This is a genomic window from Hymenobacter bucti, from assembly GCF_042681145.1.
GTDB classification, from domain to species: Bacteria; Bacteroidota; Bacteroidia; order Cytophagales; family Hymenobacteraceae; genus Hymenobacter; species Hymenobacter bucti.
On the sequence record NZ_JBHUFD010000001.1, the window covers coordinates 267,770 to 293,731 of the forward strand.

Below are 25,962 nucleotides of genomic sequence, written 5' to 3' on the forward strand. Positions count from 1 at the left end.
CGCCAAAAAATAAGTGAGTTCGGCCGAACGCTACCTCGCATCGGCCGTATGCAAAGCCCCCGCTTCTGTGTAAGCGGGGGCTTTTTGTTTCTCCATCTCTCCCTAGGTTATGTCCTCTCCTTTCTCTCCCGCCTGGGCGGCCCCCGCGGCGGTTATTACGCTGGGCGCCCTGGCCAGCGCCTGCAACAGCGGCCCCGCCACCGGCGACCAAGCCCGCGGCACCATTCCGGCCGACTCCACCGCCACCCACGTAGCTGCTCCCGCGCCTGCCAATTCGCCCCTGAGCATCGTGGCCGAAATCAACGCGCCGCAAGTCACGGGTGTGGCGGTGGCGCCGGGCGGCAAGGTGTTCGCTTTTTCGCCGCGCTGGGACTACAACCCGACGTTCCCAGTGGCCCTGGTGGGCGCCAACAATACCCTCACGCCTTACCCCGATGCCAGCTGGTGCACGTGGAACGACTCGGTAAAAGCCGAGCCGCAAAAACACTGGATTTGCCCCCAGGCCGGCTACGTCGATAGCCAGGGCATGCTATGGATACTAGACCCCGCCGCGCCGGGCCTCAAGTTTACCGTGCCCGGTGGCCCCAAGCTGGTCAAAACTGACCCTAGGACCAACAAAGTAGTGCAAACCATTCTCTTTCCCGAGAGCGTGGCCCCGCGCAAGTCGTACCTCAACGACGTACGCATCGACCTCCAGAACAACTACGCTTACATGACCGAGTCGGGCACCGGCTCGTTGGTCGTGGCCGACCTCAAAACCGGCAAGTCGCGCAGCCTGCTCGCCAAGCAGCCCTCCACGTTGCCTGACCCCGGCTTTATCACGAAGGCCAAGGGCCACGGTCTCTACGACCCCACCGGCAAGCCCGGCGCTTTCAAGGCCGATGGCATTGCCCTCAGCACCGACAACCAGTACCTCTACTACCGGGCTCTGTCGGGCCACTCGCTCTATCGCATCAAAACAGCGGTGCTTCGCAACGCGGCCTTGAGCGAGGCGCAGGTAACGGCCGCCGTTGAGAAGCTGCCCGATGCCCCCGCCTGCGATGGCATGGAACTGGACAGCAAGAATAACCTCTACCTGACCGGCTTCGAAAATGGCGAAATTCTGCGCCGCACCCCCGATGGTAAGACCGAAACCGTGGTGAAGGAAGACCGCCTGCAGTGGCCCGATACCTTTGCCTGGGACCCCGATGGCAAGTCAATATACTTTACCGATTCGCAGCTCGATAAGTCGCCTAACTGGAACAAGGGCGTCGGTCAGCCGCACGTGCCTTATCGCATCTATAAAATGGCGCTGACAAAGTAGCGAATGCTCATCGTCAGCTGATTACTCACTATCAATAAAGCCCGTAGTTGCTTTCAGCTGTCTTTAGCTGGAAACGACTGCGGGCTTTGTATGAAGCCCGCAATAGCGCACATTGAAAAAGGCTACCACCCAAAATTCATCGTTTTAGCTTAGATTGGCAGTAAAATACAATTGTGACAGGTGTTATTCAACTAATAACAGATTGACTATCAGGTCAATTTGTGGAACCGCATGTAGGTTTTTAGTTTGTAGCCAGCCACTTTAATTTTGCACTGCTTCAAGCATCTTTTCAAATTCCCGCCATGGACACTTACTCCTATATTGCCAATGCTGACGCGGCGGCCATAGAAACGCTCTACCAAGCGTACCAACAAAACCCCGAATCCGTCGATTTTGGCTGGCGTAAGTTCTTTGAGGGGTTTGATTTCTCGCAGCAGTTTCCCGAGGGTGCGCCAGTAGTGCCGAGCGCCACCAGCGCAACCAATGGCAGCGCCCCCAAAACGGCCGCTGCCCCGGCGCCCGGCCCCGTGCCGCAGCTCGATGCCTACGGAGTGCTGAACACCAACGCCTCAACCAACAATGCCCCTGGCCTTGCTACCGGCGAAACCGCTAGCGACAAGGAAACGGCCGTTCGCAACCTTATCCACGCTTTCCGTAGCCGGGGCCACTTGCGCGCTAAAACCAACCCCGTGCGCGAGCGCAAAGACCGCCAGGCTCGCCTGAACCTGAGCGACTTTGGCCTGAGCGACAGCGACCTGGATACCAAATTCCGTCAGGGCGAGGACCTAGGCCTAGGTCAGGGCGCCACGCTGCGTGAGATTGTCAACGCGCTCACTAGCATTTACGCCGGTACCGTTGGCTTTGAATACACCTACATCCGCGATCCGCAGGTGCTCGACTGGTTTCAGCAAAAAACCGAGCACGATGCATTGGCCTTCAACCCCGATGTAGACTACAAGAAGCGCATTCTCAAGAAGCTAAACGAGGCGGTAGTTTTTGAGAACTTCCTGCATACTAAGTTTTTGGGTCAGAAGCGCTTCTCGCTGGAAGGCGGCGAAACGGCCATCCCGGCGCTCGATGCCATCATCAACCGGGGCGCCGAGCTGGGCGTGAAGGAAGTGATGATTGGCATGGCCCACCGCGGCCGCCTCAACGTGCTGGCCAACATCATGGGTAAGACCTATGAGCAGATTTTCAGCGAGTTTGAAGGCACCGCTACGCCCGACCTCACCATGGGCGACGGTGATGTGAAGTACCACATGGGCTACTCGTCGGAAGTAGAAGCTGTGAACGGCAATAAGGTCAACCTGAAGTTGGCACCTAACCCTTCGCACCTCGAGGCCGTGAACCCGGTAGTGGAAGGCTTTGTGCGGGCTAAAATCGAGCACCAGTACGACGGCGACTACCACCAGATTCTGCCCATCCTCATCCATGGCGACGCCGCGCTGGCGGGCCAGGGCATCGGCTATGAGCTGACCCAGATGTCGCAGCTCGAAGGCTATAAGACGGGCGGCACGATTCACTTCGTGATTAATAACCAAGTCGGCTTTACGACTGATTTTGAGGACGCTCGCTCGTCTATCTATAGCACCGACCTCGCCAAGATTATCGACGCGCCGGTGATTCACGTGAACGGCGACGACCCCGAGGCGGTGGTATTCGCCGTGCGTTTGGCTACCGAGTACCGCCAGCAATTTCACGCCGATATCTTCATTGATATGGTGTGCTACCGCCGCCACGGCCACAACGAGTCAGACGAGCCTAAGTTCACCCAGCCCACGCTCTACAACGTTATCTCGAAGCACCCCAACCCGCGCGAGGTGTACAACGCCACGCTGGTAAAGCGCGGCGACGTAGACGCCGAGCTGGCCAGCCAGATGGATAAGGAGTTCCGCGACACGCTGCAAGCCCGCCTCGACCAGGTGAAGCAACAGCCGCTACCTTATAAGTACCAGGCGCTCGAAAACGAGTGGCGCACCCTGCGCCGCAGCACTAATGAGGACTTCGACCAGTCGCCGGAAACCGGCATCAGCGAAGAAGTAGTAGAGCGCGTAGCGAAGGCGCTGACGACGATTCCTGAGAACTTCCGGCCCATCAAGCAGATTGATAACCTGTTGAAGGAGCGCCGCAAAATGTTCTACGAGACCCGCACCCTCAACTGGGCCGCTGGCGAATTGCTGGCCTACGGCTCGTTGATGAGCGAAAATCACATGGTGCGCGTGAGCGGCCAGGATGTGCAGCGCGGCACGTTCTCGCACCGCCACGCGGTGCTGCACGATGCCGAAACGTCAGCCCCGTACAATTCGCTCAATCACCTGGAGGGTGAGCACCAGCAGTTGAGCATCTACAACTCGCTGCTAAGCGAATATGCCGTCCTAGGCTTCGAGTTTGGCTACGCCATGGCCAACCCCACGGCGCTGGTGATTTGGGAAGCGCAATTTGGCGATTTCGCCAACGGCGCGCAGACCATGATTGACCAGTTCATCGTGAGCAGCGAGAGCAAGTGGCAGCGTATGAATGGCATCGTGATGCAACTGCCCCACGGTTACGAGGGCCAGGGCCCCGAGCACTCCAACGCCCGCCCCGAGCGCTTTTTGCAGCTCGCGGCTGAAAACAACATCGTGGTGGCCAACATCACGACGCCCGCCAACTTCTTCCACGCCCTACGCCGCCAGCTCACTTGGAGCTTCCGCAAGCCGCTGGTGATGATGTCGCCCAAGTCTATGCTGCGCAATCCGCTCTGCGTGTCGCCGGTGGAGGACTTCACGAGCGGTCGCTTCCAGGAGGTCCTAGGTGACGATTTCGCCGACGCGGGCCAGGTAGAGAAGTTGCTGTTATGCTCGGGTAAAGTCTACTACGACTTACTCGATGAGCAGCAGAAATCCGACCGTAAGGATGTGGCCATCGTGCGCTTGGAGCAGTTGCATCCCTTCCCCAAAAAGCAGCTCGACGTAGAGCTGGCCAAGTACCCCGGTGCGAAAGTGTACTGGGTGCAGGAAGAGCCCGAAAACATGGGCTATTGGAACTACTTGCTGCGCTTTATGCGCCGCGAGCTCGAAGACGTAGTGGCCCGCAAGCCTTCGGCTTCGCCCGCCACTGGCTACAACAAAGTGCACGTAAAAGAGCAAAAGGAAATCGTGGCCCGCGCCTTCGGCGAGCGCCGCGAGGAGGTAGCCTCCGAGCAAATCGAGGAAACCGCCGAAATCGCCAAAAAGCAGGAGTAACCCCAAGCAGCTAACAGCCTAGTCAGCCCGCCGCAGGCGGGCGTATCTGCGCAATCCGTTAAATCCGCTAAATCTGCGGTCTATGATAACTGAAGAGCAAATTCAGGCCGTGGTACGGCGCATCGTCGAAGGCTACGCGCCAGACAAGATTATCTTGTTTGGCTCGTATGCCTACGGCGTTCCAACGGAGCACAGTGACCTGGACTTACTTATTATTAAGGAGAATGCGGAAGCAAAGCGGGCTGAAAGGGCTGTAGCTGTGTGGCGTCATTTATGGAACGACGAATTTCCAGCAATGGATATTCTAATTCGTACACCAGCAGAAATGGAGCGGGCCGCAGGCATTTCCTATTCGGTAGAAACTATCGCGGCTGAGCAAGGCCGGTTACTCTATGCCAACGCCTGACCAACAGCGGGTAGCTATGTCTTTGTTGACGGCCGACCACGACATGGAAGCGGCCGAAGCCCTTGTCAATGCTGCACCTCACCTATACGAAAACATTGGATTTCAATGCCAACAGGCAGTGGAGAAATATGCAAAAGCTGTACTAGTCGCTTCTGGGATACCATTACAGTTTATCCATAATATCGTTACGCTAATTAGGCCGCTTCAACAGGCTGGTGTTGTGTCATTTACTCAACAAGACTTTGCCGATGCGGCCACGCTAACCGAATTTGCTGTAGACCTACGTTACGAAACCGACGACGCGCCCAGCTTTACCTCAGCTGACTTACTAGCGATGGCCTACCGCTTTCGCACCAAGCTGCGCCCGCTGGCACAAGCCTTTTTGATTTAACCTTAAATACGCTTTCCTACCACCCGCCTACCATGCCCACCGAAATCAAAATACCCGCCGTTGGCGAATCCATCACCGAAGTCACTATCGCCAAGTGGCTCAAAGCTGACGGTGAGGCCGTGAAGCGCGACGAAGTCATTGCCGAGCTAGAGTCGGACAAGGCCACCTTTGAGCTGCCCGCCGAAGCCGATGGTACCCTCAAAATTTGGGTGGCCGAAGGCGAAACCATCGGCATCGGTACGGTTATCGCTGAACTGGATGGTGCGGGTGCGCCCGCTAGCAACGGCCAAGCCGCCCCGGCTGCTGCGCCCGCCGCGGGTGGCGACGCCCTCGCCCAAGGTGAGCAAAACCCCCAGGCCAGTGACCAGTCGGGCTACGGCGGCCAGCCCGCCGACCGCACCGATAGCAGCCCGGCCACGCCCGGCGCGCCAACCGCCGCGCCCGCTACGGCGGCCACGGTAGAGATGAAAATCCCCGCCGTGGGCGAGTCCATCACCGAAGTAACGGTGGCTAAGTGGCTGAAGCCGGACGGTGCGCAGGTGAACCGCGACGAAGTTATCGCCGAGCTAGAGTCGGATAAAGCCACTTTTGAGCTGCCCGCCGAGGGTAGCGGTATCCTGCGCCACGCGGTGCAGGAGGGCGAAACCATCAGCATTGGTGCCACTATCGCCCGCATCGAAGGTGGGAGCGGCGCGCCTGCAGCGGCCCCGGCCGCTAGCGCGCCAGCGGCGGCGCCCGCTCCGGCGGCCGCACAGCCCGCCAGCAGCGGTGCCAGCACGTACGCTACTGGAGTGCCCTCGCCGGCGGCTGGCAAAATCTTGGGTGAGAAAGGCATCAACGCGGCTGATGTGAACGGCACGGGCCGCGATGGCCGCATCACGAAAGAAGATGCCCAGAATGCGCAAGCCAAGCCCGCTGTCCCGGTGCCTGCTACCGCGCCGGCGGCAACTCCTAGCGCGGCCAACGCCGCGCCGGCTGGCAACCGCGCCCAGCGCCGCGAGCGCATGAGCAACCTCCGCAAGACGGTGGCGCGCCGCCTGGTATCGGTGAAGAATGAAACGGCGATGCTGACCACCTTCAACGAAGTGAACATGCAGCCCATCATGGACCTGCGCAACAAGTTCAAAGACAAGTTTAAGGAGAAGCACGGGGTAGGCCTGGGCTTCATGTCCTTCTTCACCCGCGCCGTGTGCGTGGCGCTGAAAGAATGGCCCGCCGTGAACGCGCAGATTGATGGTACCGATTTGGTTTACAATGATTTCTGCGATATCAGCATCGCTGTGTCGGCGCCCAAGGGCTTAGTAGTGCCCGTAATTCGCAACGCCGAGGAGCTGTCCTTCGACGGCATTGAGAAAGAGATTGGTCGCCTTGCTGGCCTGGCGCGCGACAACAAGCTCACCATTGAGCAGATGACCGGCGGCACGTTCACCATCACCAATGGCGGCGTATTTGGCTCTATGATGAGCACGCCCATCATCAACGCGCCGCAGTCGGCCATCCTAGGTATGCACAACATCATCCAGCGCCCCATTGCCGAGAACGGCCAAGTGGTCATCCGCCCCATGATGTACCTGGCGCTGAGCTACGACCACCGCATCATCGACGGTCGCGAATCAGTCTCTTTCCTGGTGCGGGTAAAAGAATTGCTGGAAGACCCGACGCGTCTGCTGTTAGGTATTTAATAGAATAAATAGTATTTTAAAAGGCCCATTCTTTTTTATAAGAATGGGCCTTTTTTGTTGTAAGTGTTATTAGCGGCTGATAATCTGTGGTAAATACGTATTGCTTTTCACCAACTACGTATTTATCACTTCGTATATTTTTCCAGTAATCAAGTAGTTTTGACATGTCCGCTATATACTTACTACTATCACATGCAACGCTTTACCAAACCCGAGTGCCAAGCGTGCCCTCACCGAAAGAACCCGTTGATGAGCTGCTGCTCGCCAGAGGAGCTGGAGTTTATTAATAACAACAAATCGAGCCAGCACTACCAGAAGGGGCAGCTCATCTACCAGGAAGGCAGCCAGGCTATGGGCCTATTCTGCATTTATCAAGGAAAGGTAAAGCTGTCGAAAGCAGCGGGCGACAATAAGGAGCAGATAGTGCATCTGCTGCACGCGGGCGAAGTAGCTGGCTACCGCGCCCTCGTGGCGGGCGTTCGCTACACGCATTCGGCAGTGGCATTGGAAGACTGCGTGGTGTGCTTCCTGCCCCGTCCCGATTTTCTGCACTTAGTACAAGCCAACCAGCAGTTTGCGGCCGCCCTGATGCAGCTGCTGGCCCACGCGCTGGGGCGAGCGGAGCAGCGCATGCTTCACTTGGCCTACAAGCCAGTGCGCGAGCGCCTGGCCCTGGCCCTACTGCAAGTGCAGCAAACCTTTCATGAGGAGGGCGACGCGCTGCCCTTCCGGATTGCGCTGGGGCGCGAGGACCTGGCGGCCATTGTAGGCACCGCCAAAGAAACGGTGAGCCGGCTGCTCTCCGAGTTCAAGGATGCCGGTTTGATTGCCACGCGCGGCAGCCAGATTACCATTCTTAGGCCGACGCGCCTGCAAGAACTCGCTACGATGTACGACTAAGGCCCCTAGGTCCGTAAAATTTCTTGAGTTGCGAGCAGGTTAGCGCAAGTAGTTGGCCTGCTCGTTGGCTTTAAGCCAGGATTGATTGGACAAAGCTACTTGTTACTTTATTCCTAATCTGTGTAAAGCGTGAAAATGATATATTTTGACTATAATCATCCTGAAAAATGATGTTTATCATTTTTCAAAACCAGCTGTACGCCGAGCTTTGTCATAGTTAAAAGGCAGAAGCGCATTGCAAATTATCCTCGCTTAACTTTGGTAGTAAGCACTTTAACCAAAATAGATATTTGTATTATGTTAATAATTAATAATTACACTAACTAGTCTTTAGCTTTGTCCACTCCAATTTTGTTTTTTGAATGAATCAGCCGGGAGCTACTAGCCCGGATACTATGAATCTTCCCTTTCTGCGTCATCTGCCCGGTATGGGCCAACGGCCTTTGTTTAAAGTGGTAGCTACTGCGGGAGCCACCACTACCGGGGCAGAAAATTCCCTTCGGTACCTACTGGCCGAGCTACCGGAACTGCTGATGGCGGCAGTAATAGCTACCGGTTCTGGGGAGGTGTTGGCTAGCTACACCACGCAGCCGCAGTTATGGCCCAAGGGCGCGGCCCCGTTTTGGTCGGCCGCGCTGCAACAACTGCAAGCCAGCCAGGCAGCCCAAAACCAAGAGGCTGAGCAAGTAGAGGAGGTTTTGCTGACGCTACCCTCCCAGCTGCACCTGCTGCGCCTGGCCCCAACCGGGCAATACCTGCTCTGCCTGGCAATTGCCCGGGCCGACACCAACCTGGCACTAGCCCGTGAAATCATGCGCCAAGCCATTGCCTTACTAAACGATAGATTTTAGATTCACAAATAGTTATTAGTATCAAAAGTCCAGTTTATTTAATTCCCTTCTCACCTTCTTACACCCTCCGTACCATGAAACTTACTGCTACTCCCTTCGATGCTCAAACCGGCGAACTACTGCCCGTGTATCGTGATGCGTACCTGCGCGGCGACCTCGCCCGCTCCTCGGCCCAAGCTGTGGAAGACTACCTGCGCCGCGATGCTGGCGAGGCCTATTCGGTAGTAACGCGCTGGCACCACCTGCAAGCCGACGAAAACCCTGCCGCCGCCCCCACCTGGGTAGGACGCCAGCTGCAGTCGATGCGCGAGCAGCCCCAGCGCTTCCGTCGCCGGGCCATGAGCTTTGTGATGATGGGTGCCCTGGTGGCCGGGGCTTCTATGGCGGCCAACCTGCCCGCCAGCAAACTGCCGGCTAGCAAGCTGCCCGCAACCAACCTATCGGCGTCGGCCACTAGTCTGTCGATGGCTACGATGGCCGCCGCACCCGAGGCCATGGCCCCCGAGGCAGCGCTGGCCCGCACAGTAGTGCTGCACGGCCGCATTCTGAACGAAAAAGGCCTGCCGCTGGCCGGCGCCACGGTGCTGCAAAAAGGCACTTCCTACGGTACCAGCACCGACGCCAATGGCAACTACAGCCTGCGCGTGGCGGCCAGTAGCCAAGCCACGCTTCAGTACGGCTACGGTGGCTACACCGAGCAGGAAGTGAAAGCCGCCAACGCCGCCACTACCGCCGTTGTGTTGCAGCCCAAAGAGGGCAAGCGCAAGCACTGGCTGTTCTTTTAACTGAGTTACGCGGGATGGGTAGAAGCTGGTGGGGTAGGGGCTGCACGCCGCCCCCGCCTCACCAGCCCACCTAGGCCCGCCCACTCCTTATGCCCGCTGCGTGAAAGCAAGGACCTATCGCAAGCTCGTTGCCAAGAAGCAGCAAGCAGACGCGTTGCTATCAACTATTGCCCATTCAACTTCCGCCGATTCATCGTCCATCAATTCAACTTTCAACGATTCTTTACTTTATCCTACCCTAGCCCCAATGGCATATTCTAAAAACAACCCCGCCGGCCAAACGGTCGAAGCTATCATCAACGACCTGCCCGGCCTGGTGGCCATCGCCGTGGTCGACGTTACCTCGGGCATGGCTTTGGCCTCGCACTCCAATTCGCCCTCGCTCAACCCCGAGACGGCGGCGGCCTACAACACGGAGGTGGTGAAGCAAAAGCAGAAGGCTATGAGCGCGCTCAAGCTCACGGGTGAGAACATTGAGGATATCCTCATTACGCTCACCAACCAGCTGCACCTCATCAAGCTGAATGCGGCGGGCAACAAGTTTATCTACCTCGTGGTGAACTCGCGCGAAACGAACCTGGCCATCGCCCGCGAAATTTTGCGCTCGCACGCTGGCAGCATGAACTAGTCGGCGGCGACCCGACTACTGTGGCCAAAAGCCCACCCGGTTTCGGGTGGGCTTTTGTGTGCCCGGGGTTTCGGCCTGGCGCGCGGCTTTTGCGTACTGCGGCTAGTTCATTTTACTTGATTTTTCCCCCATGGCATCTGCATTTTTTAATCCCAAGGCAGCCCGGTTCTGGCCGGCCCTCGGTCTGGCCGCGCTCACAGGTTCGCGCGCTACGGTTGGCCCGGCTTTTCTGAGCCAGTATTTGGCGGGCCAGGCGCTGGCACCGGGCCTGGCCGGCTCGCCGCTGCGGTTTTTGGCCCGCCCCGGCACCGCCAAAGCGCTCAAATTTCTGATTGCCGGTGAGCTGGTGGGCGATAAGCTGCCCAAGACGCCCAACCGCATTGTGCCGCAACAGCTGGCTACGCGCGCCGCCTCGGGCGCGCTGGTAGGCGCCACGCTCTACAAGGCCAAGGGCGGCAGCGCGGTGGGCGGCGCCCTTATCGGCACCCTAAGTACGGTGGCGGCCACCTACCTTACCTACTACCTGCGCAAGGGCATCAGTGAGAAAACCAACACGCCCACCGCCCTGGTGGGCGCGGGCGAAGATGCCCTGGTGCTGGCCGGTGGCTCGGCCTTGGCCAAGGGCCTGGCTAAAAGATAGCGAACCCTAGGCTGGTGGGTAGCTGCCCGGCAGCACGTTACGGCGACCTAGGATGTTAGAAAAGCGGGCCCGGCCAGCGAGTATTCGCCAGCCGGGCCCGTGTATCTTTGTGGGGCTGGCCGGCTGGCTGGTCGAACCTGTTTTTTGTGATTATGAATCAGTACGACGTCACCGTCATTGGCTCGGGCCCCGGCGGCTATGTGGCCGCCATCCGCTGCGCCCAGCTGGGCCTCAAAACCGCCCTCATCGAGAAGTACCCCACCCTGGGCGGCACCTGCCTCAACGTAGGCTGCATCCCGAGCAAAGCGCTGCTCGACTCTTCGGAGCACTACCACAACGCCCACTCGGTATTCGCTGACCACGGCATCGGGCTCGACAACCTGACGGTGGACATGAACCGCATGATAGACCGCAAGGCCGGCGTGGTGAAGGCCAACGTGGACGGCATCGCCTACCTGATGAAAAAGAACAAAATCGACGTGCTGCAAGGCGTCGGTTCGTTCGTTGACAAAACGCACATCAGCATCGCGCCCACCGAAGGCGGCGAGGCGCAGCAGATTGAAACTAAGAACGTCATCATCGCCACCGGCTCGAAGCCCACGGTGCTGCCGTTCATTCAGCAGGACAAGCAGCGCATCATCACGAGCACCGAGGCCCTAAACATCCGCGAAGTGCCCAAGCACATGATAGTGATTGGCGGCGGCGTGATTGGCCTCGAAATGGCGTCGGTGTACGCCCGCCTAGGTGCCAAAGTATCGGTAGTGGAGTTCATGGACAGCATCATCCCGACTATGGACCGCGGCTTGGGTAAGGAATTGCGCCGCGTGCTGGGCAAAATCGGCATCGAGTTTTTCTTCAATCATAAGGTGACCGGCGCCACCCGCGACGGCGACAATGTGACCGTGACCGCCACCAACGCCAAGGGCGAGGAGGTGAAATTTGAGGGCGACTACTGCCTCGTGGCCGTAGGCCGCGTGCCCTACACCGCCGGCCTCAACCTGGAGGCGGCCGGCGTAGAAATGGAAGAGCGCGGCCGCATCAAGGTCGATGCCCATATGCAAACCAACGTGCCCGGCATCTACGCCATCGGCGATGTGGTGCGCGGCGCCATGCTGGCCCACAAGGCTGAGGAAGAAGGCGTGTTCGTGGCCGAAACCATCGTGGGCCAGAAGCCGCACATCAACTACCTGCTCATCCCCGGCGTGGTGTACACCTGGCCCGAAGTGGCCGGCGTGGGCTACACCGAGGAGCAGCTCAAGGAGCAGGGCAAGGCTTACAAAGTGGGCTCGTTCCCCTTCAAAGCCAGCGGCCGCGCCCGCGCCAGCGGCGACACTGACGGCTTTGTGAAAGTATTGGCCGACAAAACCACCGACGAAATCCTGGGCGTGCACATGATAGGGCCGCGTATCGCCGACCTCATTGCCGAAGCCGTGACGGCCATGGAGTTCCGCGCCTCCGCCGAGGACGTGGCCCGCATGAGCCACTCGCACCCCACCTACGCCGAGGCTATGAAAGAAGCCTGCCTGGCCGCTACCGAGAACAGGGCCATTCACATGTAATACCCCGCCCTGCGGCAGAAACGCAAAAGAGGCTGAAGCTATGGAAGCTTCAGCCTCTTTTGCGTTTCTGGTAAACCACTCCAATAAAGCTCAACTCAGCGCTGTATTGGGCCGCGCTAGGTCCAGCACGTCGCCAGTGTCATAGGCCTCGAAGCGGTCAATGAGCCCATCAACGCCCTGCTCCATTTTTAGCTCCATTTCCTCGCGGTAAATGGGGTAGAGCGTGTAGAAATGCACCGTTTTCTCGGGGCTGATTTCCAAGGTCTGAAACTCTTCGGGCAGGCTGAGGGCCGTGAGTAGCAGCATGCAGCCCAAATGAGTATTGTCGGCGAAAGGCGCGGCGTCTTCGCCGTTGGGGATGGTGTGGCCGAAGCCCAGCCAGGTGCCGTACTCGTGCGGCAGGCGGGCCAGCATTTTCAGCCACCGGATGGGCCAGTACACGTTCTCATCCTCAAAAGCAGTGGCTACTTCGGTTGGGTCAGCGGGAATATTCCAGGTACTGGGTAGCAAGATGCACAGCTCGGCAAAGGGCGGAGCATCGTCGGGGCTGGCCTCGGGCGGCACGGTCATGGGCCGGTCGCTCATGCCCGAAGTGACGAGGGCATAAAACGGGAAGTCGGCGCTGGGCGGCACCACGTGCACGTCGAGGTGCACCTTGTCGGAGATGATTTCGTGGTACACGCCGCTCACTGGCCCTAGGTAACGCTCGATGTGGTCGGCAATGGCCGTGATGGTGGTATCGTCGCCGCTGGCTAGCTCAAACGGGGCGGGCTCGGTGCCTTCGTAGCGGTAGATGGGCGCGCCCGAAGGCGTCAGCTCCGGCTTGTCCTGGCCGGGGCGGGTGGGGGAGATGGGCGAATCAGACATAAGCGGCTATACGGCTTCGGTTTGTGGCAAGGTTGCGGTTGCCAATTGGTTGTAGTGGCAGCTACTTCGGCGCCCCAGCGGTGGCGCGCCAAGCTCAGGCCGGCGTGTATAGACAGCTGCTGGTGATGCTGGTGGCCTAGCAGGATGACCCTAGTGAGCTGCGCGGTGCCCTGCTAGGCCACTATCGTCCGGTTTGGCTATTGCTCACAGAGCACAGTATTCTAGTGGGTGCTTAACGGAATGGCCAAAGCAAAGCCAATACATCTGAAATACAAAGAGGCAGCCGCTTCGAAAGCGGCTGCCTCTTTGTATAGAGTAGTACGAACGCGAAGCGCTCAAAAAATCGCGTTAGCCGGTAGGCGCCATTTTTACGCGCACGGCCGTGGGGCCTTTCTGGCCGGGCTCTACCTCGAAGGTCACTTTGTTACCTTCTTTGAGGGTGAGGCCGCCTAGGGCGTTGGCGTGCACAAAAATGCTCTCCTGCGAAGCCTGGTCCTTGATGAAGCCGTAGCCTTTCGAGTCGTTGAAGAACGATACGGTGCCGGTACGCATGGTGTCTTCCGGCTCGCGGTCTTCCTGCTTGGTCACGCTCACCTGGATGCTCTCCAGGCTGATTTCCCTGCGCTTACGATTAGGGTCGGGCGGCGTCGCCGTGATGTTGCCTTCTTCATCTACGTAAGCCATCATTTCCTCTAGGCTCTGGCCCGAGGTGGCATTGGCTTGGCGCTCTTTACGCTTCTCTTCCTTGTCGTTTTTCTTTTTTAGGCGCTTTTTCTCGTTTTCCTTTTTGCTAAAGGTTTCCTGTGCTCTTGCCATAGGTGCTTTGGTAGCGGTATCGTTGGAGTAGTATCTTATCCTATAAAAGGATAAAACAGCCAATTAGATTCCGCCGAAGATACGAAAAATAACTTAATTAGCTACTCTTTCAGGCAAAGACCCCGGCCACATCGGCCAGCTCGCGCACCTGCCCGGGCAGCAGGTCGCCTAGGTGCCACGGCCCGATGCGCACCCGCACCAGCCGCAGCGTGGGCAAGCCCACGGCCGCCGTCATCTTCCTGACCTGCCGAAACTTGCCTTCCGTGAGCGTGAGCGACAGCCAGCTGGTGGGGCCGTGGCGGTCGTCGCGCACCGGGCGGGCCCGCGGGGCGAGGGTAGGGGGCGTAATCAAGGCGTGGGCTTGGCACGGGTTGGTGCGATACCGCGTGCCGTGGATGCTGATATCAACGCCCTGCCGCAGTTGGGCTAATGCGTCGTCGGTGAGGAGGCCATCGACCTGAGCGTAGTATTCCTTTTCCATGTGGCGGCTGCGCACGGCCTCGCTCAGGCGGCCGTCGGTGGTGAGCAGCAGCAGACCCTCGCTGTCTTCGTCGAGCCGCCCCACGGCCATGATGCCCGGCGGAAAGTCGTGGAGCGCACCTAGGAAGCGCTTGGTGCGCGCCTCGCGCGGAAAGGCACTAACAAACTGGCTGAGGTAGCCCGCGGGTTTGTGCAGCAGAAAGTGGCGGTGCGGGCTGGTCGGCTCAGCTGAGGAGAGGTCGATGGTCAAGGAGTTTTAATAAAATGCGTCTTCAAATAGCTCTAGCCGGAAGCCCTGGCTGAGCTGGGTAAGGGCCAGAATGTCGAAGCGAATGTCGCCGGTCCAGTTTAGCTCTTCCTGCAAGTGCGTGGCGGCCAGCCGGAAGAGCTCCTTTTTACGGTTCGAGACGAAGGTTTCGGGTGGGCCGTAATGGCTGCCCGACCGCGTTTTGACTTCCACGAACACGAGCAGTTCCTGGCCACGTTGCACGACTAGGTCTACTTCGGCCCGGCCGTGGCGGTAGCCGCGGGCCAGCACCGCATAGCCCGCCTGCTGGTAAAAAGTGGCCGCTGCCATTTCGCCGGCCCGGCCTAGCTCATGCGCGGAAGTACTCATGAAATGTAAAAAAGCATTGCGTGCTACTTGCTCGGGGGGCTGCCCGCGGCCTCTAAGCCAAAGCCTGCGGTGCGAAGTACCTTTGTATAACCGCCCACCGCGCTACCGCCGCGCTTTGTCTCTGAAAGCTATGGATATTTATTCGGCCTGCGCCGCCCCAGTAGCGCTTAGCCCAGGCGAAAGTACTCCGCCAACGCCCGGCGCTCGGCGCCTAGAGGTGCGGCGGCTGGGCCTCGTGCCCTACGTGCCCACCTGGGACTTGCAGGAGCAGCTGCTGGCCGACACGCTTGCCATAAAGGCGGCCAACCGCCAGGCCGAAGCCACCGGCCAGCCGCCGCAGCCCACGCCCAACCACGTGCTGTGCTGCCAGCACCCGCCTACTTACACCCTAGGCAAAAGCGGCAAGCCCGAGCACCTGCTGCTCGACGAGGCCGCCCTGGCGGCGCACGGCGCCACCTTCCACCGCATCAACCGCGGGGGCGACATCACGTTTCACGGCCCGGGCCAGCTGGTGTTGTACCCGCTGCTGGACCTCGAAAACTTTCGCCCCGATATTCACTGGTACCTGCGGGCGCTTGAAGAAGCCGTTATCCAGACGCTGGTGCAATACGGGCTGCGGCCCGGCCGCATCGCGGGCCTCACCGGGGTGTGGCTCGACTGGGAAGAGGGTGCCCCACGCCCGCGCAAAATCTGCGCCATGGGCGTGCGGTGCAGCCGGTGGGTGACGCTGCACGGCCTGGCGCTCAACGTGAACACGGACCTCAGCTACTTTGGCCACATCGTGCCCTGCGGCATTACTGATAAGGCCGTGACCTCGCTGCAAGCCGAGCTAGGGTATGCGGTGGCGGTAGCGGAAGTGCAGGAGCAGTTGCTGGAGCAGTTGGGCATTCAGCTGGGGGCTAGCCTCAGCTAGAGTAGGCGGTGCAATGGCACCTAGGTTAGATGAAGTTGAAATTTTAGGGTGTTATATACTGATATGCAAGTATCTACGCCCACCATATCGAGAATAAATAAGCTGGCTGTAGCTTACTTTTAAGCGGGTCGCCATCACTAAGGAGTAGTGATGGCCCGGCCCCTGGCTCGCCAGCATTTGCTGCCTCATGAAACAAGACATTCCTTTTGAGCCCGTTGTGGGCGTCTCCATTGCGATTGTGCCCGATGCCGATGCTTCGGAAACAACACCGGGTGAAACCGGCGTGGCTACCTGGCAGGTTTTTCTGCTAAATAATAATGACTTTCCGCTCGAAAATATCATCATTGCCTCAGAGGGCTACGGTACGCAGCCCGATGGCGAGGCCGTGCGGACTTCTACGCTGCGCTACCATTTTCCGGAGGTAGCGGCACACTCCGCCACGCCCATTGAGCTGATTGACCCCGCTATTTTTTACCTCACCAACCAATACTGGGTGAGCTACTACCGCGACCGACAGATTTTCGACAAAAAGTTTGTGTTCGTTCCGGATTCCATTGTGCCCGGCAACTTCAGCCGCCTCGACCTGCTGGCGGGCCGGGCGGGGGTGCTGCACGGCTAATGAGCGCTCGCTTGCCTCTGGCGTAGCGGCGCCTGCTCCGCTTTTTCTGTTTTTGCTCGTCGTTGGGCTTGTCGCTTTTGCGCTATGAACCACACTTTTACCATCTACCTGGCACTCGCGGCGCTGTGGGCATTGCTGATTGCAATGTTTGCGGTGCCGTCCATCGTGTTTATCGCGCACCTCAAAAACCTGCTCGATACCCCCAATGGCCGCACCGTGCACCAGTCCCTGACGCCCCGACTGGGTGGGGTAGCCATCTTCGCGGGCTTTATGTCGGCGCTCACCATTTTTGCGCCCCTTGGCAATGGCGTGCAGCAGCTGCTGGCGGGCTGCATCATTCTGTTCTTCGTGGGCCTCAAAGATGACATGGTGACCATCTCGGTGATGAAGAAATTCATCGGCCAGCTGCTGGCCACCGGCGTCGTGATGATAATGGCCGACGTGCGCATCACCAGCTTTCAGGGCATCCTAGGTATCGAAACGCTGCCGATGGGATTCAGCTACGGGTTCACGTTCGTCGTCATTGTGGGCATCACTAATGCCATCAACCTTATCGACGGGCTGGATGGCCTAGCGGGCACGATGGTACTGATTATTAGTGGCACGTTTGGTTATTATTTCTACCGCTACGGCGGGGCCATGTTCAGCAACTACGCTTTCGTGGCCGTTTGCCTAATTGGTGGCATGCTGGGTTTTCTGCGCTACAACTTTCACAAGGCCAGCATTTTTATGGGTGATACCGGGTCGCTGGTCTGCGGCTTTATCGTGTCGATTCTGGCTATTCAGTTCATCGAGATGGGCAACGGCACCGGGCAGCCCTTCGGCAACATGGCGCCGGCCGTGACCCTAGGTATCCTGTTTGTGCCGTTGTTCGACACGCTACGGGTATTTACCCTGCGCGCGCTGGCCGGTAAGTCGCCCTTCTCGCCCGACAAGAACCACATCCACCACCGGATTATGGCCCTGGGGTTTTCCCAAATCAGCACCGTGCTCCTGCTAGGGCTGCTCAACGCCGTGGTTATCCTGTTCGTTATCAGCTTCACTGGCCTGGGCAATCTGGCGCTCATCGGCGCGCTCATCGCCTTTGGCGTGTTGCTGAGCGTGTTCCTGGGAGTGTATCAAAGCCGGGTTGCCCGGCGGCAGGTAGCCTCTTCGTAGCGTGCGCACGGTAGCTAAGTGGTGCCGACGGTTGCGGCCGCAGTGGGCCCTCGTGGCAATGGCCTGGTGTTTGGCGTTTGCCAGCCAAGCGGCCGAGTACCGCCCGCTGCCCCCCGCGCCCGCCCCGGGCCTCTCGGCCGACGGCTGGCTGCTGCACGATGCCTTGCATAATCGGCTTATTCTGTACCTGCCGGGCTACCATGCGCCCGCCCACGCCTACTACCAGTGGGTGCGCCTGCGCGCCGGGCAGCCCTGGCCGCTTGCCTTCGCGGCCCAGCCCGGGCTGAGCATCTTTATCGACAATCGGTTGGTTTTTACGGCCACTAAGGCTGGTGCTTATAGGGTAGACCTTGCCCACAGCCTGCCGCGCCAGGCCCCGGCCGCGCATCTGCTGGCCGTGTGGCAGCCCGATGGCTACCCGGCCCTAGGGTCATTTACTACGGAACCTGCATCCGCCGTAGCGGCGGCCAAAGGACCCGCCGCTACGGCGGGCACGCCCGCCGTAGCTCCTAGCCTTGCCCAGCCGCAGCAAGCAGCCTTGCAAAGCCAGCCGCTGCTGCTGGGGTTGTTGCTGGTAGGCTTGCTCTATGGTGTAGTGCGCAATGCCTACCCGGTGGGCTTGGCGCGGGTGCTGCAGGTGACTGATTTGTTTGGGACGTCGGCCGATACGCCCGATTTTTTGGTGCGGCCCGCGTTCACTCTGCTAAATTTAATTCTGACTCTGCTGTTTGCGCTTTCGCTTTCGCTACTGCTGACTGCGTTGCACACCGATTTTAGCAGTTTGCCGCTCGTCAATCAACTGCTCAAAATGCCCGAGTCCGCCACCCTGTCGCGGGTAGGGCTGTATGCCGGGCTTATCGTAGCCTTTATGGTGAGTAAGTTGTTGATAGTCGAGGGATTGAGCTATATTTTTGACTTGCGGCCCCTCGCTACCATTCACTACCGCGAATTTCTGCGCACTACGCTGCTTATTGGGCTGCTGGTGCCGGTAGTGCTGCTGTTACTGCTGAGCCTGAACGCTTACTGGCCCCCCATTGTTAAACTGGCAAATAGTTTCGTACTGGTACTACTTACCGTGACGGTATTGCGGGTAGCGCGTACGCTGCATCAGCGCACGTCACTGCTTAATCTTCATTTGTTCGCGTACCTTTGTGCTACCGAAATACTGCCCCTGGCAGTACTACTCAAAATCATTGTATTTACATACCCTGATTGAGGTAGGCTGTTGAAGCCCCAGCATTTAGTCTATTGCCCTAGCGTTACCCTTATTTATTCTTATGGCCGAGAGCGCAGCACAGTCGGGTCTGAACCGGCACGCCAAGCCCATCCGCAGCATTCTGGTTACCCAGCCTAAGCCCGCCACTGATGTTTCGCCCTATTCGCCGCTAGCTGAAAAGTACGGCATTCGGGTTGATTTCCGCGAATTCATTGACGTACAGGCCGTACCGTACAAGGAATTTCGGAAAGAAAAGATTAACATTCTGGAGTATACCGCGGTCATCTTTACTTCTCGCAACGCGGTTGACCACTTCTTCCGCATTTGCCAGGAAGCCAAGCTGGAGATGCCGGCCGAGATGAAATACTTCTGTATTTCGGACCAAACGGCCAACTACCTGCAGAAGTATATCGTGTTGCGCAAGCGCAAGCTCTTCGTGGGCTTACGCACGGCCGCCGACCTTTTCGAGGTTATCAAAAAGCATAAAGGCGAGAAGTTTTTGTATCCATGCTCGGACATCCGTAAGGATGACTTACCCGAGTTTATGCGGGCCAATAATCTCAAGTTTACGGAAGCCGTTATCTACCGCACGGTCGCCAGCGACCTCTCCGACCTGTCGGATGTGAAGTACGACTGCCTGGCGTTTTTTAGCCCCTCCGGCATCAGCTCGCTTTTCGTTAACTTCCCTGATTTTGTGCAGGATACTACCCGCATCGCGGCGTTTGGGCCTACCACGGCCAAGGCCGTCCGTGATGCTGGGCTTATTCTTGACATCGAAGCCCCCATGCCTAATGCACCCTCTATGACGGGAGCCATCGAAGCGTATATCCGGCAGCATACCTTGGCTCCTAGTGCCAGCGTTGACAAAGCCAAGGATAACAGCTAGCAGGAAGGTAGCTGCGTGCTAGGGGGTAAAGAGCGAGCTATTTGCCTATTCTGCTGCGTGTAGCGGCCATTTAGGAGTTACATTTGAAAGCGAGGTGTTTCCTCGTTTTCTTCCCATGCCTGCCCTATCTTCTCCGTTTTCTCTCTCCACTTGTATGAAGGGAATTGTACTTGCTCCCTTGCTGCTATTGGCAGCAGCAGGCACTGCTATGGCCCAGCAGCAGCCCCAGTTCACGCACTACGGCTTCAATGGCATGTACCTGAACCCGGCGTATGCCGGGATAAAAGGGCAGACTGAAGTTACCGTAATTGGTCGCTACCAATACTATAACCTCAGCAATACGCAGGGCGACGATAACGGCTCGCCGCGCACTGGCATGGCCTCGTTTTCGGTGCCCATTCTGCCCATTAGCGGTGGCGTGGGCCTGGTGGTGTACTACGACCAAACTGGACCCATCAAAACGACCAACGGAGCGCTGTCTTACTCGCAGCATATTAAGCTTGGCAGTGGGGTGCTGGGCCTCGGCATCCAAGGTACCTACACCTACCTAGGCAACGGTACTTACCGTGCCATCGACCCCAACGATATCAACGTACCCGCTCAGGGCGCTTCTGACCATAAGTTCGATGCCGGAGCCGGGGTTTGGTACGAAAGCCCCAAATTTTACGCAGGGCTTAGCGCCAACAATTTATTCCGTTCGCAGTATACGTTCGCCAGCACGGGTGTGAGGGGTACGGCCAGCCAGTATTTGGGCGAGAATCATGCCTACTTTACGGCGGGCTACAATATCGAAGCATCCTCTTCCGTTGTCGTGACGCCGACGATACTTGCTAAAGCTGTATTGCCGGGTGACTATGATACTAAGAGTAAGTACGATAACCAGCGCAATTACTCCCTGGAGGGAGGTGTGCGCGCCACCCTGGATGACCGATTCTGGGCGGGCGTGAACTATCGGTATGACGAATCCATTGCCGGACTGGTAGGTGCCAGCTTTGGGCCCGACAACCGTTTTCGCTTCGGCTACGCGTTTGACTTCATTGCTTTCCACCAGGATGCCTTGGCCCTCAGCTCGCACGAAATCATGCTTTCGCTGCGCATGCCTAAGGTTGGTTTAATTACTCGTCCTGCGATTCGAACCCCTCGCTACAGCTTTTAGTCCTATTTTGGATTACAGATTGGAAAAAGATAAAATCTTTGTAAAGAAATATTTTCCTCACAAAAAAAGCCCTTTTTAGCTGTTTAGGGCGTTTTTTTCGTTTTGCGGAACAAATAACACTTGCTCTATGTCGGGCCGATATTGCGGGACGACTTGAAATAGTGTAGATTTGCCAGACGATACAATACGCCCTGCTAGCACCTGGATATACAATTAGTCTTTTCTTTATTATGAAAAAAATTCTGGCACTACCCCTCCTCGCCCTCTCCGGGTTGCTCATGGGTGGGTGTTTTACAAAAAACTATCAGGGTGACTTGGTAGGCGCGGAAGACCGGCCGATTTTTAATCCACAAGACGTTCCGTTTGGTATGGTTCCCTGCCCGGGCGGTACGTTCCACATGGGACAAACTGACCAGGATATTTCGGCTTCCATGGTGAACATGAATAAGCAGGTGACTATCGCTGGCTTCTACATGGATGAAACCGAAATCACGAACAACGAATACCGGCAGTTTGTGAGCGCCATCATGCAAGACTCGGTGGAGGCCCTAGGTGAAGACTATATAAAAACAGAGCTGTATCCAGATACTACTGTGTGGGTGCGTGATTTTACGTACCACATGGGCGACCCGCTGCTTGAGTATTACTATTCGCACCCAGCGTTTGATGACTACCCCGTGGTAGGTGTCGACTGGTTTGCAGCGAAGTACTTCTGCAACTGGCGCTCGAAATACAAAAACTCGACTAATGAAGAGCGTGGCGAAGCCCCGCTGCCCAACTTCCGCTTGCCTTCGGAAGCCGAATGGGAATACGCCGCTCGTGGCGGCCGCGAAGGCGCTACCTTCCCCTGGGGTGGCCCTTACGTCCGCAATACGAAAGGCTGCATGCTAGCCAACTTCAAGCCCGGCCGCGGTGACTATGCTTCGGATGGCTACGCTTACACTTCGGAAGTAGGTTCCTACTTCCCCAACGACTTCGGCCTGTATGATATGGCCGGTAACGTGTCGGAGTGGTGCGACGATGCCTACATGGAGGCTTCCGTGCCGGTTGTGTGGGATTTGAACCCTACCAATCCTGACGATAATGAGCCGCGCAAAGTAGTGCGTGGTGGCTCGTGGAAAGATATTCAGTACTTCCTCGAGACGGGCACCCGCAATTTCGAATACCAGGATTCTTCGCGCTCTTACATCGGTTTCCGCTGCTCCATGATTCAGATTGGCATGGGCAGCAACCGCAGCCTGAACCGGTAATTCTTTATAGTAGCATCACAACACCATTTCACTTATTTTTTAAAGTTTTCTACAATCACAATGGCAGCTAAAGGTAATTTCTTCTTCGATAAAGTAATGCCGATGGTATACGGCATCGGGGCAGCGGTAGTAATCGTTGGTGCTCTATTCAAAATTCGTCACTTACCCGGTGCCGACCTTATGCTTACGGTTGGTCTGCTAACCGAGGCCGCTATCTTCTTCCTGAGCTCGTTTCAGCCCCACTCCAAAGAAACCGATTGGTCGCTGGTGTACCCCGAGTTAAGCGAAGGTTATGACCCCAGCACTAATGATAACCGTTTCCGCGACGCTAAAGGTCCTCAGCCGAATGGCTTGACTGGCAAGCTGGACGACATGCTCAAAAACGCCAACGTTACGCCCGAGGCGCTTACTAACCTCGGCCAGGGCCTAAACCGCCTCAGCGCTACCACGGCCCAATTGGGTCAGCTAGGCGAAGCCACCAACGTGACCGAAGAGTACACCAAGAAAGTACGCACGGCTGCTCAATCGCTGGAGCGCATCAACGAGGCTTACTCTAATACGGTAGAGGCTGTATCGGCTATGTCGAACGCTACGGGCGATGCCAAGGCTTACCATCTGCAAGTGCAGAACGTGACTAAAAATCTGGGCGCGTTGAATGCTGTGTACGAAATGGAATTGCAGGATGCCAACACGCACCTCAAGTCGATGAACCAGTTCTACGGCACCCTAGGCAAGGCTATGGAGAACATGGTGCAAGCTGGCAAAGACACCGAGCAGATGCAAACGCAGGTGGCCGACCTCACGGGCAACCTCACTTCGCTCAACCGCGTGTACGGCAATATGCTGAACGCCATGCGTGCCGGCGCCAACTAATCCGATAGAACTAACTATCTCAATTACTTATCACTATAGCGAGACTATCTGATGGCATCAGCTAATGAAACGCCGCGGCAGAAGATGATTGGCATGATGTACCTCGTGCTAACTGCTCTTCTGGCGCTCAACGTTAACTCCGCAATTCTACAAAAATTTAAACTCATTGACGACAGCTTGGTTGACGTCAATGCTAAAACTGACAAGGCCGCTGACGGCACTGTAAAAGGTATTCAGGAGGCGGTAGCTAAAAACCGTAACCAGGCTGCCGACCAGCAGGTGCTGAAGCAAAGCGAAGAAATTCGCGAGAAGACAAAGGAGGTAATTGCTTACATCGACCAGGTGCGTGACAAGCTGATTACTGCCACTGAAAACTCGAAAGCTGGTGAGTTCCACAACATGGAAGCTACTGACAAAGTAGCTATCACGATGTTGGGTGGTGCTAAGAATGGCTTGGCTTACCCGTTGAAGGACAAGCTGAACGGCTATGCTGACTACATTAAGCAGTACGTGCCCGACGCGGCTCCTCTGGCACTCGACGCTAAGGTTGACCCCAAGGTGACGGACAAGGAGCAAAAAAGTAAAAACTTTGCTGAATTCAACTTTGAGAACACGCCGGTAGTGGCTGCCTTGGCAGTGCTTAGCCAGAAGGAAACGGAAGTGCTGAAGTATCAGGCCGACGCGTTGCAGAAGCAGGCGGAGAAGGTAGGTGCCAAGACCATCGTATTTGACAAGCTCGGGGCTTTTGCTTCGGCCGAGTCAAACACGGTTGCCGCCGGTACCAAATACAAGGCTGAACTGTTCCTGACGGCTGCGGCCAGCGGCTTGAAGCAGAACATGACCTACAACGGCAGCCCGCTTTCCGTTGACCCCAAGAGCAACCACGGTAAGATTGAATTCACGGCTCGTCCTGGCAATTTCGATGCTTCCGGCAATGCTAAAGCCAACTGGACGGGTTCTATCCGTATCAACCAGAATGGCCGCGATACTACCTTCAAGGTTACCGTTCCCTACACCATTACCAAGCCGGTCATGCAGATTCAGTCGGCTTCGGTGCAGGCGCTGTATTACAAGTGCGGCAATAAGCTGAGCGTGCAGGTACCGGCCCTAGGTGCCCAGTATCAGCCTAGCTTCTCGGCTTCGGGTGCTTCGGTAATCACGGGCCAGAAAGGCGAAGTGACGCTGGTGCCCAACGCCCGCGAGGTGACGCTGAACGTGAGCAGCGGCGGCAACGCCATTGGCTCGCAGCAATTCAAAGTCCGTCCAATTCCGAACCCAACTATAGAATGTTATGTTGGGGGTAGCAAGGCTAACGAGAAGCAAGGCACGCCTGGTACGGCTATCCGTACCATCACGATGAAGGCTGTTCCTGACCCCGGTTTTGCCACTTTCCTGCCCGAAGACGCTCGCTACCGCGTATCGCGCTTTACCGCAGTTCTCGCCCGCGGCAAGCGCCCCGTGGTAGGTCCGAAAACTATCAATGGTCCGCAAGGTGACATGAGCGATATGGTGAATGCCTATCGTGAAGGTGACCGCCTCTTCATTGAAGTACTAGGTGTGCAGCGCAACAACTTCCAGGGCCAAGTGGAAGATGTGAGCATGACCCGCACGTTCAACATCCCGTTGCAATAAGCTTTTAGTTATTCTCTCTATTATGACCCGCTATTTCAAAATACTTCCCTTTACGCTCGCAGCGCTGACGGCGGCGGTAACAGCTCACGCTCAAGAGCAGGCTGCAGCTACTGCCACAACGGGTGCGGTTCGGGCCATTCCAGTATCCGACCAGATGTTTCGCAAGACCATCTGGCGGGCCATTGACCTGCGCGAAAAGCAAAACCTTCCGATGTATTCGGATGGGAAGGAAATAGGCCGGGTTATTATGGATGCCGTGAAGCGAGGCGAACTGCAGGCGTACAAAAACGACTCAGTAACTTCTACCCTCACTGCTAAGGAGATGTCGGCTAACATGTCCTACGCCCTCGATGCACCCATTAGTGCTGATGGGGACGATTGGGGTGCCGGGGCACCGCCTGCCAAAAGCACTAAGAAAGCTGCTGCGGCCGATGATGGCTGGGGCGCGCCAGTAGCTTCGTCAAAGAAGCCTGCTACCAAGCGTGTGGCAGTGCTGGACAGCAAAGGCAAGCCAGTGAAGAAAAACGGTAAGCAAGTATATCGCACGGTACCAGTATCGTCGGTTGCTGTCGCTCCGCCGCCCCCGCCCGCTACCACTGCCGAGTATCGCCCCAAAGACCTCTACCAGATGGAGCTGTCGGAGGAGATGATATTCGACAAGAAGCGGTCGCGGATGTACCACCAAATCAAAACCATCTCGCTGAAATTGCCCTCGACCCTGGCTCAGAATACTTCGGGACTAGAGAAGAACGTGGCAACTTTCAAGTATGCTGACTTGGTAAAGGTGTTCCGCAACAATCCGCAAACGGCCATTTGGTTTAATGCCCAGAACGATGCGCAGCACAAGAACCTAGCTGATGCATTTGAGCTGTGGCTGTTCAACTCCTACATCACGAAAGTGTCGAACCCGGCCGGTGATGACCTTGCCAGTCAGTACGGTGGCGAGCGCCAAGGCCTGCTGGCTTCGCAGCAAATTGCTGCTGACTTAGTAGAGTATGAGTACAACCTATGGTCCTTCTAGACCGCAGATTCAGCAGATTAAACTGATTGCGCGGATACGGAGCCTCGCTCCTGACTTAGGAGTTGGTTAAGAAATGAAAAGAGCCCCGAC

Annotated in this window: 25 protein-coding genes; 21 read left to right on the top strand and 4 right to left on the bottom strand. The window is 57.2% G+C overall.

Features of this window, described 5'->3' with window-relative positions:
- Positions 1-109 precede the first annotated feature (109 nt).
- The 11 genes from ACFSDX_RS01055 (at position 110) to lpdA (ending at position 12,369) form a co-directional block, all read left to right on the top strand.
- Entirely contained in the window at positions 110-1,303 is a 1,194-nt protein-coding gene (locus ACFSDX_RS01055) for an L-dopachrome tautomerase-related protein (RefSeq protein ID WP_382311253.1), read from the top strand.
- A 302-nt stretch (positions 1,304-1,605) separates the two neighbouring features.
- Positions 1,606-4,527: a 2-oxoglutarate dehydrogenase E1 component gene (locus tag ACFSDX_RS01060; RefSeq protein WP_382311255.1), complete on the top strand. Its 2,922-nt coding sequence runs from the start codon at positions 1,606-1,608 to the stop codon at positions 4,525-4,527.
- A gap of 82 nt (positions 4,528-4,609) precedes the next feature.
- Entirely contained in the window at positions 4,610-4,933 is a 324-nt protein-coding gene (locus tag ACFSDX_RS01065) for a nucleotidyltransferase domain-containing protein (protein ID WP_382311256.1), read from the top strand.
- The gene (locus tag ACFSDX_RS01070) at positions 4,920-5,324 is read left to right on the top strand and encodes a HEPN domain-containing protein (RefSeq protein ID WP_382311258.1); all 405 of its coding nucleotides are present in this window, start codon (positions 4,920-4,922) and stop codon (positions 5,322-5,324) included. Before ACFSDX_RS01065 ends, ACFSDX_RS01070 begins: the two co-directional genes overlap by 14 nt.
- A 32-nt stretch (positions 5,325-5,356) precedes the next feature.
- Positions 5,357-7,006, top strand: coding sequence for a 2-oxoglutarate dehydrogenase complex dihydrolipoyllysine-residue succinyltransferase (odhB, locus tag ACFSDX_RS01075; protein ID WP_382311260.1), 1,650 nt, complete (start codon positions 5,357-5,359; stop codon positions 7,004-7,006).
- Positions 7,007-7,198: 192 nt separating this feature from the next.
- Positions 7,199-7,906: a Crp/Fnr family transcriptional regulator gene (locus ACFSDX_RS01080; protein WP_382311262.1), complete on the top strand. Its 708-nt coding sequence runs from the start codon at positions 7,199-7,201 to the stop codon at positions 7,904-7,906.
- Between the two features lie 395 nt (positions 7,907-8,301).
- Positions 8,302-8,757, top strand: coding sequence for a hypothetical protein (locus tag ACFSDX_RS01085; protein WP_382311264.1), 456 nt, complete (start codon positions 8,302-8,304; stop codon positions 8,755-8,757).
- Positions 8,758-8,831: 74 nt separating this feature from the next.
- Entirely contained in the window at positions 8,832-9,542 is a 711-nt protein-coding gene (locus ACFSDX_RS01090) for a carboxypeptidase-like regulatory domain-containing protein (protein WP_382311266.1), read from the top strand.
- 247 nt (positions 9,543-9,789) lie between these two features.
- Positions 9,790-10,170 (top strand): hypothetical protein, encoded by a 381-nt coding sequence (locus tag ACFSDX_RS01095; protein WP_382311268.1) that lies wholly within the window; start codon positions 9,790-9,792, stop codon positions 10,168-10,170.
- Positions 10,171-10,300: 130 nt separating this feature from the next.
- Positions 10,301-10,810 carry a hypothetical protein gene (locus tag ACFSDX_RS01100; RefSeq protein ID WP_382311270.1) on the top strand — a complete coding sequence of 170 codons (510 nt, stop codon included), beginning with the start codon at positions 10,301-10,303 and terminating at the stop codon, positions 10,808-10,810.
- 152 nt (positions 10,811-10,962) lie between these two features.
- A complete protein-coding gene (gene lpdA, locus ACFSDX_RS01105) occupies positions 10,963-12,369 on the top strand; it encodes a dihydrolipoyl dehydrogenase (protein WP_382311272.1) in 1,407 nt (468 codons plus the stop codon).
- Positions 12,370-12,459: 90 nt separating this feature from the next.
- Here lpdA and ACFSDX_RS01110 read toward each other — a convergent pair whose 3' ends face one another.
- From ACFSDX_RS01110 to ACFSDX_RS01125, 4 genes are all read right to left on the bottom strand, one after another.
- The gene (locus ACFSDX_RS01110) at positions 12,460-13,236 is read right to left on the bottom strand and encodes a suppressor of fused domain protein (RefSeq protein ID WP_382311274.1); all 777 of its coding nucleotides are present in this window, start codon (positions 13,234-13,236) and stop codon (positions 12,460-12,462) included.
- A 348-nt stretch (positions 13,237-13,584) separates the two neighbouring features.
- On the bottom strand, positions 13,585-14,052 hold the full coding sequence (locus ACFSDX_RS01115) for a cold-shock protein (protein ID WP_382311276.1): 468 nt from the start codon (positions 14,050-14,052) through the stop codon (positions 13,585-13,587).
- Positions 14,053-14,161: 109 nt separating this feature from the next.
- Complete coding sequence (locus tag ACFSDX_RS01120) at positions 14,162-14,782, bottom strand: pseudouridine synthase (protein WP_382311278.1); 621 nt, start codon at positions 14,780-14,782, stop codon at positions 14,162-14,164.
- Positions 14,783-14,788: 6 nt separating this feature from the next.
- Positions 14,789-15,148 carry a YraN family protein gene (locus ACFSDX_RS01125; RefSeq protein WP_382311280.1) on the bottom strand — a complete coding sequence of 120 codons (360 nt, stop codon included), beginning with the start codon at positions 15,146-15,148 and terminating at the stop codon, positions 14,789-14,791.
- A 130-nt stretch (positions 15,149-15,278) separates the two neighbouring features.
- On the opposite strand from ACFSDX_RS01125, the gene lipB reads away from it, so the two are divergent.
- The 10 genes from lipB (at position 15,279) to porN (ending at position 25,872) form a co-directional block, all read left to right on the top strand.
- Positions 15,279-16,061: a lipoyl(octanoyl) transferase LipB gene (gene lipB, locus ACFSDX_RS01130; RefSeq protein WP_382311282.1), complete on the top strand. Its 783-nt coding sequence runs from the start codon at positions 15,279-15,281 to the stop codon at positions 16,059-16,061.
- Between the two features lie 187 nt (positions 16,062-16,248).
- Positions 16,249-16,680: a hypothetical protein gene (locus ACFSDX_RS01135; RefSeq protein WP_382311284.1), complete on the top strand. Its 432-nt coding sequence runs from the start codon at positions 16,249-16,251 to the stop codon at positions 16,678-16,680.
- Positions 16,681-16,764: 84 nt separating this feature from the next.
- A complete protein-coding gene (locus ACFSDX_RS01140; RefSeq protein WP_382311286.1) occupies positions 16,765-17,838 on the top strand; it encodes an MraY family glycosyltransferase in 1,074 nt (357 codons plus the stop codon).
- A 1-nt stretch (position 17,839) separates the two neighbouring features.
- Positions 17,840-19,054 carry a DUF4271 domain-containing protein gene (locus ACFSDX_RS01145; protein ID WP_382311288.1) on the top strand — a complete coding sequence of 405 codons (1,215 nt, stop codon included), beginning with the start codon at positions 17,840-17,842 and terminating at the stop codon, positions 19,052-19,054.
- 61 nt (positions 19,055-19,115) lie between these two features.
- Positions 19,116-19,940 carry a uroporphyrinogen-III synthase gene (locus tag ACFSDX_RS01150; protein ID WP_382311290.1) on the top strand — a complete coding sequence of 275 codons (825 nt, stop codon included), beginning with the start codon at positions 19,116-19,118 and terminating at the stop codon, positions 19,938-19,940.
- Between the two features lie 115 nt (positions 19,941-20,055).
- Entirely contained in the window at positions 20,056-21,096 is a 1,041-nt protein-coding gene (locus ACFSDX_RS01155) for a PorP/SprF family type IX secretion system membrane protein (RefSeq protein WP_382311291.1), read from the top strand.
- Between the two features lie 230 nt (positions 21,097-21,326).
- The gene (gene porK, locus ACFSDX_RS01160; protein ID WP_382311293.1) at positions 21,327-22,346 is read left to right on the top strand and encodes a T9SS ring complex lipoprotein PorK/GldK; all 1,020 of its coding nucleotides are present in this window, start codon (positions 21,327-21,329) and stop codon (positions 22,344-22,346) included.
- A 96-nt stretch (positions 22,347-22,442) separates the two neighbouring features.
- Positions 22,443-23,219 carry a type IX secretion system motor protein PorL/GldL gene (gene porL / locus ACFSDX_RS01165; RefSeq protein WP_382312311.1) on the top strand — a complete coding sequence of 259 codons (777 nt, stop codon included), beginning with the start codon at positions 22,443-22,445 and terminating at the stop codon, positions 23,217-23,219.
- 51 nt (positions 23,220-23,270) lie between these two features.
- Positions 23,271-24,851 carry a type IX secretion system motor protein PorM/GldM gene (gene porM, locus ACFSDX_RS01170; protein WP_382311295.1) on the top strand — a complete coding sequence of 527 codons (1,581 nt, stop codon included), beginning with the start codon at positions 23,271-23,273 and terminating at the stop codon, positions 24,849-24,851.
- 22 nt (positions 24,852-24,873) lie between these two features.
- Positions 24,874-25,872, top strand: a complete 999-nt coding sequence (gene porN / locus ACFSDX_RS01175; RefSeq protein WP_382311297.1) for a type IX secretion system ring subunit PorN/GldN — start codon at positions 24,874-24,876, stop codon at positions 25,870-25,872.
- The last annotated feature ends 90 nt before the right edge of the window (positions 25,873-25,962 follow it).

What these genes read in the sequence shown, in the direction of transcription:
- ACFSDX_RS01060 (WP_382311255.1), top strand. Translation starts at nt 1,606, where the DNA reads ATGGACACTTACTCCTATATTGCCAATGCTGACGCGGCGGCCATAGAA.
- lipB (WP_382311282.1), top strand. Translation starts at nt 15,279, where the DNA reads ATGGATATTTATTCGGCCTGCGCCGCCCCAGTAGCGCTTAGCCCAGGC.
- ACFSDX_RS01135 (WP_382311284.1), top strand. Translation starts at nt 16,249, where the DNA reads ATGAAACAAGACATTCCTTTTGAGCCCGTTGTGGGCGTCTCCATTGCG.
- ACFSDX_RS01095 (WP_382311268.1), top strand. Translation starts at nt 9,790, where the DNA reads ATGGCATATTCTAAAAACAACCCCGCCGGCCAAACGGTCGAAGCTATC.
- ACFSDX_RS01070 (WP_382311258.1), top strand. Translation starts at nt 4,920, where the DNA reads ATGCCAACGCCTGACCAACAGCGGGTAGCTATGTCTTTGTTGACGGCC.
- ACFSDX_RS01150 (WP_382311290.1), top strand. Translation starts at nt 19,116, where the DNA reads ATGGCCGAGAGCGCAGCACAGTCGGGTCTGAACCGGCACGCCAAGCCC.
- ACFSDX_RS01090 (WP_382311266.1), top strand. Translation starts at nt 8,832, where the DNA reads ATGAAACTTACTGCTACTCCCTTCGATGCTCAAACCGGCGAACTACTG.
- porM (WP_382311295.1), top strand. Translation starts at nt 23,271, where the DNA reads ATGGCATCAGCTAATGAAACGCCGCGGCAGAAGATGATTGGCATGATG.
- ACFSDX_RS01065 (WP_382311256.1), top strand. Translation starts at nt 4,610, where the DNA reads ATGATAACTGAAGAGCAAATTCAGGCCGTGGTACGGCGCATCGTCGAA.
- ACFSDX_RS01155 (WP_382311291.1), top strand. Translation starts at nt 20,056, where the DNA reads ATGCCTGCCCTATCTTCTCCGTTTTCTCTCTCCACTTGTATGAAGGGA.
- ACFSDX_RS01140 (WP_382311286.1), top strand. Translation starts at nt 16,765, where the DNA reads ATGAACCACACTTTTACCATCTACCTGGCACTCGCGGCGCTGTGGGCA.
- porK (WP_382311293.1), top strand. Translation starts at nt 21,327, where the DNA reads ATGAAAAAAATTCTGGCACTACCCCTCCTCGCCCTCTCCGGGTTGCTC.
- ACFSDX_RS01115 (WP_382311276.1), bottom strand. Translation starts at nt 14,052, where the DNA reads ATGGCAAGAGCACAGGAAACCTTTAGCAAAAAGGAAAACGAGAAAAAG.
- ACFSDX_RS01100 (WP_382311270.1), top strand. Translation starts at nt 10,301, where the DNA reads ATGGCATCTGCATTTTTTAATCCCAAGGCAGCCCGGTTCTGGCCGGCC.
- ACFSDX_RS01110 (WP_382311274.1), bottom strand. Translation starts at nt 13,236, where the DNA reads ATGTCTGATTCGCCCATCTCCCCCACCCGCCCCGGCCAGGACAAGCCG.
- lpdA (WP_382311272.1), top strand. Translation starts at nt 10,963, where the DNA reads ATGAATCAGTACGACGTCACCGTCATTGGCTCGGGCCCCGGCGGCTAT.
- porN (WP_382311297.1), top strand. Translation starts at nt 24,874, where the DNA reads ATGACCCGCTATTTCAAAATACTTCCCTTTACGCTCGCAGCGCTGACG.
- ACFSDX_RS01080 (WP_382311262.1), top strand. Translation starts at nt 7,199, where the DNA reads ATGCAACGCTTTACCAAACCCGAGTGCCAAGCGTGCCCTCACCGAAAG.
- ACFSDX_RS01085 (WP_382311264.1), top strand. Translation starts at nt 8,302, where the DNA reads ATGAATCTTCCCTTTCTGCGTCATCTGCCCGGTATGGGCCAACGGCCT.
- ACFSDX_RS01125 (WP_382311280.1), bottom strand. Translation starts at nt 15,148, where the DNA reads ATGAGTACTTCCGCGCATGAGCTAGGCCGGGCCGGCGAAATGGCAGCG.
- ACFSDX_RS01055 (WP_382311253.1), top strand. Translation starts at nt 110, where the DNA reads ATGTCCTCTCCTTTCTCTCCCGCCTGGGCGGCCCCCGCGGCGGTTATT.
- porL (WP_382312311.1), top strand. Translation starts at nt 22,443, where the DNA reads ATGCCGATGGTATACGGCATCGGGGCAGCGGTAGTAATCGTTGGTGCT.
- odhB (WP_382311260.1), top strand. Translation starts at nt 5,357, where the DNA reads ATGCCCACCGAAATCAAAATACCCGCCGTTGGCGAATCCATCACCGAA.